Raw genomic sequence first — 15301 nt, 5'->3', positions numbered from 1 at the left:
GATGCCGAAAAACAGTTCCGCTTTTATTTTATAATGAATGCGTAGTACTACAGAAAAATTGCAAGCGGTTACAGTCATTGGTCCGTATCTTTAAGGGGGGTGTATAGTGAACATACCGTTTTAAAATCTGGCACAGTGATCGCATGAAAGCTATCCTTCGTTCTTATTAAAAATTAATTAGAGAAGGAGATTACTATGAAGAAAAAAAGTTTTATTATGTTATCCTTTGCGATAATACTTTCATTATTGCTGTCAGGCATCTCTAATGCAGATGTAACTTCTAATTATGTAAACCCGCTTATGGGCGGTGCTGATCCTACAATTGCCAGGGCTGCAGACGGTTATTACTATTCAGCTTTTTCTGGCGATAATAATATCACATTAAAAAGACATGAAACCATTCTCGGCGTATCCACTGCAAAAAGCAAAATCGTTTGGAAGAAACCGGGTAATTCCGGGTTTGTGTGGGGCCCATATATATATAGACTGGAAGGAAAATGGTATATTTATTTCTCTTCAGGTCCAGAGGAAAGCTTTGGATATGGACATCCAAGTTCCTACGTCCTGGAGAACTCCTCTCCCGATCCTTTTGAAGGAACCTGGGAGCTCAAGGGAGAATCCGCTAATGCAGACAGCGATGGTCAGATTACCACCAAGAAGGGACTTCTGAATACGCAAGGCTATGGTTTGGCATGCGGCGTTGTATCCATTAAAGGGGAAAGCTACTTCACCTATACAAAATACTACTATTTCCCTGACCCTAATGATCCTGCAAAAACCAAATTTGACGAGAGTCCAACGATTGTCAAAATGAAGAACCCGTGGACATTGGAAGGCGAAGAAGCTACAGTGGCAATGCCGCAATATGACTGGGAAAAACATCACGACAGTATAAATGAGGGCGCTGCAGTAGTTGAACGAAACGGCAAGATCTATTTCGCCTATTCCGCAAGCAGCTTTATGAATGATAACTATTCTGTCGGGGTATCCGTAGCTGATGCAACATCTGATGTTATGAAAGCCGAATCCTGGAAGAAACATCCTGAACCTGTCATGAAACGATCGGATGAAAACAGTTCTTATGGACCGGGATCGCCTTTGTTCCTTAAGTCCGAAGACGGTACAGAGGATTGGATCATGTACCATGGCATACCGACCCATGGACAAGGCGGCGGAAACAGAGGAATAAGAGCTCAACGTATAAATTGGAATGATAATGATTTCATAAATCCCGGAATCCCTTCAAATCCCGGCACCATTCTGGGCAGACCCTCAGGAGAGGAAAAAAGTGAAATTTATGAAGCTGAGGATGCAAGGTTGTCAGGAGTTTCAAAAGTAGTTGGAAAAAGTGCTTATGCTTCGAGCAGCGTATATGAAAAATTCAATAACAGCAGCGACAATGACTATGTAGAGTTTACTGTAAACACGAACGCTACAGGAACCTACTCACTGGATTTCAGATACAATAATAATACGGCGGATACTGTTAACATGAAAATGGGCGTCAACCAAGAGGCTTCCCGAACAATTTCATTTACATCCAATGCAGGCTTTGATGCCAACTTCGATATTAAATCAGCTTATAACATTAAGCTTAACGCCGGAAGCAACAAGATCCGTCTTTTCGGCAAGAGCACGTTGGCTCTGGATGCCATGATTATAAAAAGAAGCACATTGTACGAAGCAGAAAGTGCCGAATTGTCCGGAAATGCAAAGGTAGATAAAAACCATCCGGGATATAGCGGAACCGGTTTTGCCGGCGGATTATGGATTTCAAATTCTGCGGTCACCTTTAAGGTAAATGCCGCTAATGCAGGCAACTATTCAGTTAAGCTGGGCTACAGCTTAGGGTTTAATGATGACAGAACCATGAGTATGTATGTAAATGGCCAAAAAATCAAACAGGTAGATTTCTTTAGTTTAAAAAGCTGGGACAACTGGGCTGATCGTTATGACAATGTTTTCCTCAATGAAGGGGAAAATACCATCATGTATAAATATGACCAGGGCGACACCGGTAATGTAAATCTTGATTATATAACCGTTACCGAAGCAACTACCTGGCATTATGGAGCAGAAAATGCAAAAACTACGGGATCAACAGATGCTAAAGTAGTTTACGCAAAAGATGGCAATATGGGAATCGGTTATGTAACCGGGCTATCAAAAGCTAACTCATCGGTGGAGTTTTCTATTAATGTTGAGAATGCAGCGTCCTATGATGTAAAGCTGAGATATGCAAAAGAAACTGCAGGTAAAACCTTAGGTCTGTATTTGAACGGCACATATGTTAAAAATATAACCTTCCCGGCTACTGGAGGACTTACTGTCTGGAGAGAAAAGCTTGAGACTTTAAGTCTGAAAGAGGGAAAAAACACCATCACTTATAAATCTGAAACGGATAATTCAGGCATTATAAATATGGACAGTATCCATCTTAACAAACGTACTCCCTGGAGATATCAGGCAGAGGAAGCAACCAGAGAAGGGAGCTTAAAGATTGCTAAGGATCATTTATGGTATGAAGGCAACGGATTTGTAGCCGGCTTTGAGCAAGAAGGAGATTCAATCAAATATGAAGTAAACGTACCAAATACAGCTTCATATACATCAACCTTGAGATATTCTGGCGCGCAGAAGTCAAATATAACAATGACCATGTATGTTAACGAAGAGAGAATAAAACAAGTTTCATTACCTCCGACAACGAACTGGGATACCTGGACGGATGCAACAGAGTCAGTAAACCTGAAAGCCGGAAAAAATGTAGTTAAATTCATACGTAAAGCAGGTGATACCGGAAAATTTAATATCGACAGTCTCACAATTGATAAATTCAGCGGCGGATATATGAGTTCGAGTGCTAAGAAAATAATTCCTGAAAAGATGGTTAAAATCCAACCCAAGCACAGCGGAAAGGCATTGGATGTTGACAAAGTTTCAAGTGATCCGAAAGCTGTGATTAACCAATGGGCAAATGGTGATGGCAATAATCAATTGTGGAGATTCTTGGATCTCGGCACAGGATATTACCAAATACAGTCTGTTCAAAGCGGTCATGTAATCGACATTCTTCCGGGTTCAGCCATACAGCAAATCTGTCAAAATATAAAAGCTTCCGGAGACTCAATACCTGATACTCAACAGTGGAAATTGGAAAAAGACGGTGACTACTATAAAATAATGAACAAAAGCAATAGAAAAGTAATCACTGTAGAAGGAGCATCCAATAATGACGGTGCAATTGTAAGGTTAGCTGATGACCAGGCTAAAGATAATCAACGCATGAGAATTGAAATTCGTAACCTCAGCTACAGTGAATTCAGCGCAGTGACCGAGGTTAGCAAGGTTCCGGCAGATGATGCGGAAATCAATCCCGAAAGTGTAAACTACGATCTCCATGCACCCGGTGATGCAAGCACTATTATCACATGGAATAAAGCAAGCTCTGTAACAGAGGTAGTATACAACGGAAATCCAGTAATACCGGATGACTACGTCGTCACAGGAAACACCTTGACCATCAAGAACGGATATCTGGCTGCGCTTGGACTTAAAAAGAGTAATAGGGCGGAATTTACAATCTCCTTTGATACAGGGAATCCGGTCAAGTTCACCGTCAACATTGTTGACAGCTCTACACCGGTCAGTCACAGCATCACAGTCGAAACCGAGGGTCGCGGCACAGCAAGCGCCAATGTAGCTTCTGCGGCAAAGGATACAGAAGTTACGCTAACAGCCACACCTGAGGCGGGCTATATCTTCAAGGGATGGAAGGTTATCCGTCCAATAGGGTTAAACATTGCCGGAAATACCTTTACCATGCCCGATGAGGCGGTGACTGTTAAGGCCATATTTGAGGAAAGCCCCGGGGCAAATTAAAGAAAACACCTTGCATGGGTTAAGCAACCAGTCACCGGAAGTCCACCGGTGACTGGTTATTTTTCCGCTTAAATCCGAACGTGAAAACACCTCCAGGGTTATCTCCTATCTTACGATAGGTTCCATCCTCTTGAAGGTGTTTTTGTTTTGTCTCACTTCGCAGCACTTCGGATCAAGTGCGTAAGGGCTGTAATTTCCTGCGGATCACGTGTCGCCCCCAAGATGATCCAGCCGGTACACTGTCCACGGGGTCCGATATAGACAATTTCGCCGTCTATCGTTTTTTGCTTTATAGAATTGGGTCTGGTCTTACAGGGCTCCAGAGCATACATGCAGTCCACGATCGCCCGTTTGGCTACCAGTGAACGGGGATAACATTGCAGGGAACGAATCACATAGGCTGCGGCATCTTTTCCTGCATTCACCAGCATCTCGGCCGTCAGCTCCTGGCCATCGCCTGCAGCAGCGCAGTAGTCGCGGACCTGCGGCAGATCGGACAGCCCCTCCACTGGCTCAGGAACGTATTGATAACAGCGGATCGGGTCCAGCCTGGTTTCGGAATCGTAGACGGCAAACGGATCTTCCTCTGGAGGGGCAGAGTCACGGAGCAGCAGTTTTTTTGACGAAACCGGCAGAACATAACTTCCGCCGCCCGACATAAAAGTCCCCGCCAGCTGGATATGGTAACCATCGTCTACAGGTTGGGGTGTATCCGTTAAATTCCGCACCGTATCCTCCCGGAACAGCGCAGCTGCCCCGTAATTCGTTATCATCCGGATTGTTTTTTCATAAACAGGCAACGTTCCATACCCTCTCACTGGAACGTTGCCCTCCAAGCAAATCTGCCTCTCATCCCAAACCAGTCTTATCGATTCCAGTAACGCCGGGGAATAAGACCCCGTCCCATGGACGGTTCTTATCTCATCGGGTGTGCCGAAGATTTCAGGACCGATGGCAGCCACAGCCGCATAGAAGCCCGAATCCCAGCCTGAATGCTCATTGTCAGACAGGTCCACGTGTTCCGGATGCAGCAGATATCGCTCATCACGCTTCCAGCTGATCTTCTCAGAGTCCAGCCAGACTCCCCCAATGTCCATACCCCGTTCCAGAATCACGGTAAAAACAAGCCTGCCGTTGGATACGGTCAACAGATGCAGCTGTGAGCCCAAGCGATCTGTAAAAAGCGTCAGAGTGACAAAACCGCCACCTGGCAGCGCATACGGAATATCCGGCCGCATTTGCGTCAGTGTCAATAAGGTAGTTCGCTTATTATTCATTTAGGCCGTCTTCCGCCCCGGTGTGATTGGCTACGCCGATATGGCTTATCAGAAAAACGGGCTCAAGCTGCTCATTCTCTCTTTCGCTGAAAGCGAACCCTAACTCCCCGGCAAGACGCTTCCAGGCTTTGTAGTGAAATTTTGCGGTATCGGCAATGACCCCGTCCAAATCAAAGATGGCTGCCTCAAATGGTTTTGCTCGCAATAGCTTCCTCCCTCCCGTCCAGCTTGTGCACTTCATAAGCACCTGGATTAACCGTTACCCGGTAGCGCTCCCCTCGCCAAACGATCTGGAGGCTCAGCTCCTCCCAGCCCTCAGGTAGCCGGGGTTGCAGGTGAAGGGTCTCGCTCCACATCGCACTCGTCAAACCGGCAAATCCGTAAACGATGAGCTGCCACAGGCCCCCGCAATTGGCGATGTGAATCCCCTCAGCAGCACCCTTTTTCTCCAAGGAGAGATCGATAGCCATCACCCGCTGCAGAAAACCTCCCGCTTCTTCCTTTTGATTCAGCCAGGATGCCACAATGCCGTGAACCGCCGCTGACAAGGAGGAATCATGGGTCGTGATCGGCTCATAATACGCATAGGACGCTTTCATCTGCTCCTGGGAGAATTCCTGTGGAAACAGCAGCATTAATTCCAGAACATCCGCCTGCTTTAACGCCTTGGAGCGATAATTGCGCTCTTGGGAAATGAAATGGCCAAATGGCCTGGACCGGTCTGTCCAGAGACTTTCAAATTCCACATCTGCATAGTGGGCGAAATCGTCGGATTGCGGAACAATTTCCATCCTGCTGTTGTAAGGCAGCCTCAGCTTCTCCGCCGTGTGCCGGAAGAGCTCCCGTTCATCCGGATGAATGCCCAGTCGCTCTACCGCAGACGCATAACTATCCGGCTTATTACTTTGCAGGCTGTCCAGACAAGCAACGGTCTGCTCCAGACTGAATTTGACCATGCGATTGGTAAAGGCATTGTTACGGGTGAATGGCAAATATTCATCCGGCCCCATAACGCCGAGCAGCTCGCCATACCCCTCCCGGTTCCAATCCACCCGATCCGACCAATAGCGGGCCGTCTCAACCAGAATATCAATTCCGTAGCTCTCCAGAAATTCACCATCTCCTGTAGCATTCACGTAGTGGTACAGGGCATAAACTACATCCGCCGTTATATGAATTTCATGATCAGCGTACTGCCAGTTGGCACATTGCTCTTCGCCGCTTAACGAGGACTCCCAGGCATATCGCGCTCCCCGGTATCCATAATTCCGCGCGTTGCGCCTGGCCCCCTCGAGCGTATTGTAGCGGAAAAGAAGCAGATTGCGGGCGGCCTGCGGGTTGGTATGCAGGAAGAAGGGCAGCAGGTTGATCTCCGTATCCCAGAAATACCTGCCGAAATAGGCCTCCCCGGCATAGCCCTTGGCACAGATTGCCACCCGCGCATCCTGTTCCGCATTGGAGCGGATCAGATGATAGAGAGAAGCGCGGACGCTTACTTGTGCCGTATCATCACCCTTGATGCGGATATCAGCATCCTGCCATTTGCTTTTCCACTTGGCAGCATGCCGGTTATAAAGCTGTTCCCAGCCCAAATCGCGGGCGTGGCCAAGATGATTAAGCGCCCTGTCGCGGACCGTTCCCTCCTCCATGTCCCGATCCGTCGTCACCGAAGTCAGCTTGCTGACAGTCAACCGGTCCCCGGTCTGCAGCCTGCAATCACCACGTAGCGCAGCCAGCGTCTGGGTGTTTTCAGTATGCCAGGTCATCGCTTCAGAGACTTCCAGCGCAGACAGCATGAAGATTTGATTGCCCTCCTCCGTTAAGGTATCGAGTGACAGGCTCCCCTTTGATTCCGCCCAGGGAACAATCCGGGCAAAATGATTCATTCCATTGGTGCGCACATCCGCCCGGAGGGTGGCCTTCACCTCCAGCCTTCCTTCACCTGACAACACCTCAATCTGTACCCGCTGGATACAAAGATGGGTATCCACTATGCTGATGTACCGGTTAAATGTATAGTGAAGCTGCATACCCTCTGCCGTTTCCCATACAAATGAACGATGAAGGCTTCCATCACGCAAATCCAGCCAGCGCCTGTAGCCGCTGATCCGGCACCGATCCATATCCAGACTCTCACCGTCAGACAGAAATTCAAGCCCCAAATAATAAGGGAGATTGACAATTTCCTCCTTCAGCAGCGGATGCCGGCCGACAATGCCCGGGATATAGGTTCCCTGCTTAGATTTGGGATGCCGCGGCTTCTCAAGCGTTACGTTATCGGGAAAGCGCAGATAGTCCTCATCCTGGGGCGCATCACTGCACCCCTCCTCAAAGCTTCCGCGGACATGCATGTAGCCATTTCCTTGGGTAAAGAGTCCTTCATAATGCTTGTGCAGTTCGGCGTGATACCCGTTTTCTTTCAGGCACCACAGGTTTTCCTCGTTCATCTGCAACCCCTCAATTTCTCTGGTGTTTTCTCTTTTGTCCTCATCCGGTTCATCATCCCTTGACCGCTCCTGCGGCAAGTCCGGATACAACTTGCTTCTGCAACACGATATAAACCAGGATACTTGGTATGATAACGATTATCGTAGCAGCAAACATGACTCCGTAATCACTGGCAAATTGGCTTTTAAAATAGTAGAGCGCAAGCGGCAGTGTACGGCTTTGATTGCCCGTCGTCAGAATTATAGCGAATTGAAATTCATTCCAGCAGAGCAGAAACTGCATCACACCCGCCGTGCCGAAGCCCGGCTTCGATATCGGCAAAATAATTTTGAAGAACGTCTTGATGAAGCTGGCACCGTCCAGATAAGCCGATTCCTCCATTTCCTTGGGAATAGTCAGGAAATAGCTTGATAGAATATAGAGCGAGACCGGCAAACCAAAGCCGGCATAAACGATAATAAGTCCAATCAGCTTGTCGTAAAGCCCCAACGTGTTAACCGTCAAATATAGCGGTTGCAGCATGGCAGCACCCGGAATCAGCAGAGAAAGGGAGAACGCTCCCATCAGCAGCTTCTTGCAGCGGAATTGAAAGCGTGCCAGGACATAGGCTGCCATTCCGAGAAGAAGCAAATTCAATAATGTCCCGAAGATACCAACGATCACACTGTTGATGTAAAACCGGGAAATCGGCGCAATTTTGAAGGCCATGGAGTAATTGGAAAAGCGGAAGCTGCTTGGCCAGCCGAGCGAATTGGTCAAAATCTCGGCATTTGTCTTAAATGAAGCCATCAGCACCCACAGGAACGGACCAAGCGACAACAGTACAAGCAGGAGCACAAACCCATACTTGAGCACAACCAAACCTTTTTTCAACATTCTCACCCCAGTCGCTCCATTCAGTTATGGGAGCTGCCTATTCTGAACAGATTTCGGCAAAGCAGGACAAAAATCAAGCCAAAGCCGATTAGGAAGACGCCCACCGAATTGGAATAACCAAAGTTATTGTCCATGAGTGCGGTCTTGTAAATATAAATGGGCAGATTCATTGTTTCATTGCCGGGTCCGCCACCTGTCGTCATCATAATAATATCCATCTTCTGCAGCATACTTGTTCCGGCTAGAATCACGCAGGTGCCAATAATATTACGCAGCATAGGAAGGATGATATACAGATTGATTTTCAACTCACTGGCCCCGTCGATACGCGCCGATTCAAACAGGCTTTCCGGAATTGCTGCAATCTCGGCCAGAATCAGGATGGTAACGACAGCCGCATAGGGCAACCAGGTCATTGTGACAGAGAAAAAGGCGGTTGCGTAATCCATGAACCAGTTCTGAGCGTAATCCGCATTACCAAACAAGCGGACAATGCTGTTCACTGCACCGAAATCAGGATTAAGCATGCATAAGAACAGCATACCAACGGCTGCGCCTGAGATGATGTTGGGAAACATGTAAACCGTTCGCGCAAACTTCCAATAGAATTCTTTCATACTGAGAATAATCGCGAATACCGTACCGATGGCGACGTGGATCGTGGACTGAAGCAAAACCCAGACAACCGTATTTATAAAGCTCTGACGAAAATCAGAATCGTCAGTAAATAGTTGGATATAGTTGACGAGACCGATAAAAACCGGTTTTCGTCCGGCCGACCATTCTGTAAAGGATGTACCGAACAGAATGACAAGCGATACGGCATAGACAATAATAAACAGTGCAACAGTCGGCAACAAGAAAAGTGTGATGTACCCTCTATTTTTCCTAACCATCCATATGGTCCTCCCCAATCGGACAATTCGTACTCTCAATCGTCAGCTTGCTGTTTATTTACTTTTGGCTGCAAGATCCGTCAGATCCTTGGTAATCTCCTCTGCCGTCGATCGGCCGAATACCAGCTTCGGATAAAGATTCTTCCAGGCGTCGGTTATGTTGGGATAGACGATGGAGTCAAACGATCCATAATGAACCTGCGTCTTTTGGGCTACAGCTATGGCTTCAACAAAAATCGGATATTTCTGCTTAAGCGCATCCGAAGGCTGAATCTCATTGGATACCGGCATCACATTGCCATATTCAAGCGCGATGGTCTGTCCCTCCAACCCCGTCTTGAAACGGATGAATTTCTCGGCGGCGGCGCGTGTTTCCGGTGTTTTGGCTCCTATCATATAGCCAACCTCATATGTCGAGATCAAACTGTTGTTCGGAAATGCTGCGACACCCACCTTTTTATCGAACCCTTCACTGGATTTGGCCGGATCGCTAAAGTCACCGATCATCCAAGGTCCATTGGCAATCATTGCCGCTTTGTTCTGGCAGAAGGTGTTCGCTGCATTGGCGTATCCGGCACCAAGCGCATCCTTGGTCGTATACTTCTCCAGTATCGTCTTCATCAAGTTGAGTGCTTGAATCATTTCTGGCGTATTAAAGTTGGAGGGGTGCAGTGTGTTCATGAACGAATTGCCATTATCCCCGTTTGTGCCGACGATGGCAGCAAGAATCAGGTTGGTTGTCCAGGCATTCTCCCCGGTCATCAACGCGAGCGGAACAAAGCCTGCTGCCTTGAGCTTTTCGTTGTTGCTCATAAATTCATCCCAAGTTTGCGCCGGCTTGATCCCTGCCTGCTCAAACATTTCCTTGTTGTAGAAATAACCGATGTTCTGCTTCTGATCGCTGATCGACCAGACCTTTCCATCCCGGGTATTGGCAGCAAGCGCCGCTTCGCCGACTGCTGCCTTCCATTCCGGGTCCTTATCCAAATAGTCATTGAAAGGGGTTGCAAGATTACCCTTGATCAAAATGTCATTAATTCCGTTCTTGCCCATGACGACATCCGGAACATCCCCGGAGGCTGCCAGAATCTTCAGTTTGTCCTCATACGCGGAATCACTTGGGATTTCTTCAACCACAACTTCCACTTCATCACCATACTTGGCATTAAACTGCTTGATCTGTTCCTCCTCCAGCTTGGCTGATGCATGAGTGCCCACCCGGAAGGTAAGATAAGAAATTTTCACCGGCGCCTTGGCAGTAGGAGCGGTGCTTGCCTGACCCGAGACGGATGGTGCAGCAGTTGCGGGCGCCCCGCTGTTCTCTGATGAATTCTGTGATCCGCATGCCGAAATGGACATGGCCAGAATCAGAGTGCTTGCTAAGGTACAGCTCGCTTTGTAGAATGGCTTTCTCAAATCAAATCCCCCTTTTAATAATGATGGCTTGATGCAGGGTCGTAACGCTGCGGCCAATTGCGGTTTGTTACAGCTCTCATTGTAGAACAAAGAAAAATGCGAATGAATTGGTTTTTCGGTATTATCTTTTATAATATCTTGAGCAAATATGGCAAAACAGCGGGACAACTGAAAGGGCTTTCAGATTTCTTTAACTCTTTGTTGTTTTCTTTACCACATGGCCGGAAATGGCTGCATTTCGTTCTGTTCGGCTATTCGCCACAGAAAAAAGATTATATAATAGCTTTACTATAGTATCATCAATCAAGGAGCAGATAGCATGTCCAATGAACAGATCATGCGACGTCTCAGCCTTCGCCCAATTTATGGAGTTATCTCCCGCATTCCGGTAAGGAATAAAATTGTGATTATAATCTTTCTTCTTATTCTTCTGCCGATGACTTTCGCTGGCTGCTATTTCTATTGGAGCATCTCCGGGATTCTGACGAGGAATGCCAATGATAATCTGTCTCTTCTGATCCGCCAGACCAACGACAATATCGAGAAATCTTTTCAGATTATTGATAATACCTCTCTGCATTTCCTCGCCAATAAAACGGTACGAACCTGGTCAATCGAGGATGTGTCTCCGGGAGACGACTACTACAAAATATTTATCAATAAAAGTGAAATGGAAGAAGACCTGAGATACAGCCTTATGTTCAACAACGCTTGGAATATCAGCCTGCTGTCAACGGCTTATGTTTTTTTTGATGCGGACAATTATATATCCGTTCTAAAGTCACAGCCCAACCTTGAACAAATTAACAAGAACAATCTCGCTGTCTATCATTCGGTTAATGGCATCGTTCGGGGCAAGGAAATTATCACTCCAAACCTCGAGGACCGTACCATCTATTTCACACGAATTGTATCCAATATCAACCTTCCCCAGCAGCGCCTTGTGCTGATTTTTGGCACGAATGAGGCGGATTTAGCAGAGAAATATTCCGGGCTGCTCGCCTTCCCGGGTGCTATGGCATACATCATTGATAACCGGGGAGCCATCTATTCCAGTGCCGATAAGCAAGAGTTGGGTTCTATCGTTTCTCCCGCTGTCTATGCGCTGAAAGACAATGCCGAAGTAAGTGAAGTCAAGATCAACCAGGAAAGCTACCTGGCTGTTTCCCGCAGTATCGGCACAACCGGGCTTACCTTCATTGCAGGCATCCCTAAGAAGCAAGTACTCTCCAAGTTGTCCGAAAGCATGCGTAATTACATTTGGATTATCGCTCTGATTGCTTTCATATCCCTCGCAGCAGGCGTCCTGTTATCTCTTCGCTTTACCCGAGTCATCCGTGATCTGCTGCGGAGTATTCGTAAGGTAAAGAAAGGTGATTACAACACAAGGATGCCGGCCTACAAAGATGTGGAGCTCAATCAGTTAAGTACCACCTTCAACAGAATGACGGAAGAAATCAATTATCTCATCAAGGAAGTTTATGAGAAGCACCTGCTGATCAAAGAGTCGGAGATCAAATTTTTGCAGGCCCAGATGAATCCCCATTTCCTGTTCAATACGTTGATTACCATTGGCTACAAAGCAAAATTATCTAAAGATGAGACCGTTTACAAAATGGTGACGTCCCTTACGGAGCTGCTGCAAGCAGGTATTTATTCCAATAGTCTGGCCAAGGTCCCGATTCGTCAGGAACTGGATTATATCAAATTTTATCTTTATCTGCAGAAAGAAAGGTTTGAGGATAAAATTGAGTATACAATCCATATTGAGGACGAGGCCATACTGGATCTGTTGCTTCCCAAGCTTAGTGTCGAACCTTTGGTGGAAAATGCCGTTGTTCACGGTGTGGAAAAAAAGCTGGGCAAAGGAATCATCCACATCCACATTTACCGCAGAAACGATTCGATCTATTTCGAGATTACGGACAATGGCAATGGATTTGAGTATGTCCCCCGGAATTGGAGTAATTTCGAAAGCATGACTATGCGCAAACAAGGCCACAACAATATTGGTCTGATCAACACACATAAGCGGGTCAAGCTGGTCTACGGCGAGCCTTATGGAGTTGATGTCGAGAGCGAATTTGGGGCGGGAGCCAAAGTTACCCTTCACATACCAGTAGATCAGGGGGAACTATCGCATGTATAACGTAATGATCGTTGATGATGAGCCTGTTATCAAAAAAGGGCTGAAGTGTTTTATTGATTGGGGGGCTCTCCAATGTGAGGTAATTTGTGAAGCCTCCAATGGGATGGAAGCCGTGGAGATGCTCAGCCATTATGATATCGATATTATTGTAACCGATATCCGCATGCCGGGGATGGACGGTCTTGCTTTATCGGACCATGTACACCGGAACTTTCCGCAGATCAAGGTCATCCTCCTTACAGCCTTCGCTGACTTCTCCTATGCCCAAACTGCCATTCAGTATGAAGTAGTAGATTTTGTGGTCAAGTCCAATCCCACAGAGAAGATTCCCGGGGCGATTGAAAAAGCAACGCGGCTGCTAGAAAAGGAGAAAGAACAGAAGCAGAAATTGAGACAGCTGGAGAGCAAAATCAACGACAATCTTTCCGAAATCAGTGAGAAATTTCTGAAGGAGGCCGTTGAAGGCTTGATCAGCGATGAAGCGAGTTTGTTCAGCCGCTCAAGAGAGCTTGGTTTGCAATTGGAGAACTATTTCGGAGTCCATCTGGAGGTTAAGGATACGCTCAGCTCCCCCCCAACGAATGAATATCACCGGTTCTTGGCTTCCATTCGCCAATTCCTTGTGCTAGCCTTCGAGAAACGGCCCTCTTATATAATGGCAATGAAAAAAAACTCCTTGCTGGCTATTGTCTCCATGGGCGGCGGCAACGCAGCAGTCTCCACACAAGCCTTGCTCACGATTTGCAATGAAGTTCTCGCCATGGCAGAGAACTTTAGACGATTCCATCTTAATATCGGCATCAGTTTGATACACCGGGATGTGCTGACGCTGTCAAAGGCTTACCGTGAGGCAAGAGAAGCGCTGCAAGGCAGCTTTTATAGCGATAATTATGTGGCTGTTTATATGCCTCATACTAACCAGACACTCACTCCCGGAGCTCCTCCCCATCATGCCGCAGAGCAAATTGTTGAATATCTGCAACAAGGACAAAGCGATCTGGCAATTGATCAACTGGATCAGTTACTTGAGAGCTACAGGAGTATCAAAGAGCCGATTGAGAATGTAAAGGTGGCTTGTCTGCTTATCGGTTCATACTGTTTCCGTTTGCTGAGCGCCAGCCACCCCTTCGCACCGGAGTTGGATGAAAGCCAATCCATGGTTTATAAGCAAATCCAGGAGAGCAAGAGCATTCAGCTGTTGGCAGACACCTTAAAGCGCTTGATTCGAAGCTGCTCGAGGGCAGTGGCATTTAATGACAAGCAGCCCAATTACATTGTTATAGAATGCCAGAAATTTATAAGAGAGCATTACAACCAGAACCTGAATCTGCAGATTATTGCGGACCATATCCATATCAACAGCAGCTACCTCAGCCGCCTTTACAAGAAAGTAACCGGCGAGTCCATCATCGACGCAATCAACAAGTACCGGATTGAAATGGCCAAGAAATTACTCAGGAATCCGGCGAGTAAAGTATTTGAAGTCGCGGAAGCAGTCGGTATTGAGACACCTGCTTATTTCACCCATGTGTTCTCCAAATACACCGGAATGAGTCCCAAGGAATACAAGCTGAATTATTCACAGACAGAATTGGGATAAAAGCCGCCGCTGCTCATTATCATCTTCCCGCTTTCCAGTCAATCACTGGTGTACCCGCAGGACTGCGGATGCGCCGGTGATTATTCTTGTTGCCTTGCCAAGTGCATTTGTGAAAGGTAGCTTAATCGAAAGCTAATCACGATTGAGAAGGATCAATCAAAGGATAAAGCAAGCCAGCGGACGCTGCCGCTGGTAGACGCTTTCTACGAACTGCTGCTGCTTTTTAAACAACATTAGGATAAGATGATACTTCTGCAAGGATTCTTACTGTAAGGACTACTGGACTATCTCAATGTGGATGCAATGGGGTCTGCTTGAAGGATGTCCAGGAATGGCTCCGTCATAGTGATTATTTAACAATTGCAAACCTCGTCAAAAGTCTCCTTTGTAAAAACATGGAGTCAGACCATTAAATATAAAAAAAGGTTATGAAATTGTATTTATACAATTTCATAACCTTTTTAGCTAATACCGGCGAGAGGACTCGAACCTCCACGGTTTCCCACTCGATTTTGAGTCGAGCGCGTCTGCCATTCCGCCACGCCGGCGTATATTTAATTATTAGAGTAAAAATGGCGCGCCCTGAGAGATTCGAACTCCCGGCCTTTTGATTCGTAGTCAAACGCTCTATCCAGCTGAGCTAAGGGCGCATATTATGGAGCGGACGACGGGAATCGAACCCGCGACCCTCGCCTTGGCAAGGCGATGCTCTACCGCTGAGCCACGTCCGCACACAGTATGTATGATATTGCTGAGA

9 protein-coding genes and 3 tRNA genes are annotated in these 15301 nt (G+C 46.9%); 3 read left to right on the top strand and 9 right to left on the bottom strand.

The genetic code is table 11. From position 1 onward, the window contains the following. Positions 1-195: 195 nt before the first annotated feature. Positions 196-3882, top strand: coding sequence for a CBM35 domain-containing protein (locus NYE29_RS17225; protein ID WP_340896881.1), 3687 nt, complete (start codon positions 196-198; stop codon positions 3880-3882). Positions 3883-4034: 152 nt separating this feature from the next. On the opposite strand, the gene NYE29_RS17220 is transcribed toward NYE29_RS17225, so the two are convergent. From NYE29_RS17220 to NYE29_RS17195, 6 genes are read right to left on the bottom strand one after another with little or no spacing between them, the layout of a single operon-like run. Beyond that, positions 4035-5159, bottom strand: a complete 1125-nt coding sequence (locus NYE29_RS17220) for a DUF4432 family protein (protein WP_340896880.1) — start codon at positions 5157-5159, stop codon at positions 4035-4037. Then, positions 5152-5364, bottom strand: coding sequence for an HAD hydrolase-like protein (locus tag NYE29_RS17215; protein ID WP_340896879.1), 213 nt, complete (start codon positions 5362-5364; stop codon positions 5152-5154). Before NYE29_RS17215 ends, NYE29_RS17220 begins: the two co-directional genes overlap by 8 nt. Then, on the bottom strand, positions 5345-7606 hold the full coding sequence (locus tag NYE29_RS17210) for a glycoside hydrolase family 65 protein (protein WP_340896878.1): 2262 nt from the start codon (positions 7604-7606) through the stop codon (positions 5345-5347). The genes NYE29_RS17215 and NYE29_RS17210 overlap by 20 nt, the downstream gene beginning before the upstream one ends. A gap of 52 nt (positions 7607-7658) precedes the next feature. Next, entirely contained in the window at positions 7659-8483 is an 825-nt protein-coding gene (locus tag NYE29_RS17205; RefSeq protein WP_340899745.1) for a carbohydrate ABC transporter permease, read from the bottom strand. Between the two features lie 20 nt (positions 8484-8503). Beyond that, a complete protein-coding gene (locus tag NYE29_RS17200) occupies positions 8504-9379 on the bottom strand; it encodes a carbohydrate ABC transporter permease (RefSeq protein ID WP_340896877.1) in 876 nt (291 codons plus the stop codon). 54 nt (positions 9380-9433) lie between these two features. Further along, positions 9434-10795, bottom strand: a complete 1362-nt coding sequence (locus NYE29_RS17195; RefSeq protein ID WP_340896876.1) for an ABC transporter substrate-binding protein — start codon at positions 10793-10795, stop codon at positions 9434-9436. Positions 10796-11114: 319 nt separating this feature from the next. Between NYE29_RS17195 and NYE29_RS17190 the strand changes: the two genes are divergently transcribed. Together NYE29_RS17190 and NYE29_RS17185 are read left to right on the top strand one after the other, a co-directional pair. After that, positions 11115-12944 (top strand): sensor histidine kinase, encoded by a 1830-nt coding sequence (locus NYE29_RS17190; protein ID WP_340896875.1) that lies wholly within the window; start codon positions 11115-11117, stop codon positions 12942-12944. Beyond that, on the top strand, positions 12937-14544 hold the full coding sequence (locus tag NYE29_RS17185) for a response regulator (protein ID WP_340896874.1): 1608 nt from the start codon (positions 12937-12939) through the stop codon (positions 14542-14544). Before NYE29_RS17190 ends, NYE29_RS17185 begins: the two co-directional genes overlap by 8 nt. Positions 14545-15013: 469 nt before the next feature. Here NYE29_RS17185 and NYE29_RS17180 read toward each other — a convergent pair. From NYE29_RS17180 to NYE29_RS17170, 3 genes are all read right to left on the bottom strand, one after another. Next, positions 15014-15092: transfer RNA gene (locus NYE29_RS17180), tRNA-Leu, on the bottom strand. Positions 15093-15117: 25 nt separating this feature from the next. Beyond that, positions 15118-15194, bottom strand: a tRNA-Arg gene (locus NYE29_RS17175). Between the two features lie 6 nt (positions 15195-15200). Beyond that, positions 15201-15275 (bottom strand) — tRNA-Gly (locus NYE29_RS17170). Positions 15276-15301: the final 26 nt, after the last annotated feature.

The organism is Paenibacillus sp. FSL M7-1046, from assembly GCF_038007405.1.
GTDB lineage: Bacteria > Bacillota > Bacilli > Paenibacillales > Paenibacillaceae > Paenibacillus_AQ.
This window is presented reverse-complemented; position numbering and strand designations above follow the sequence as displayed.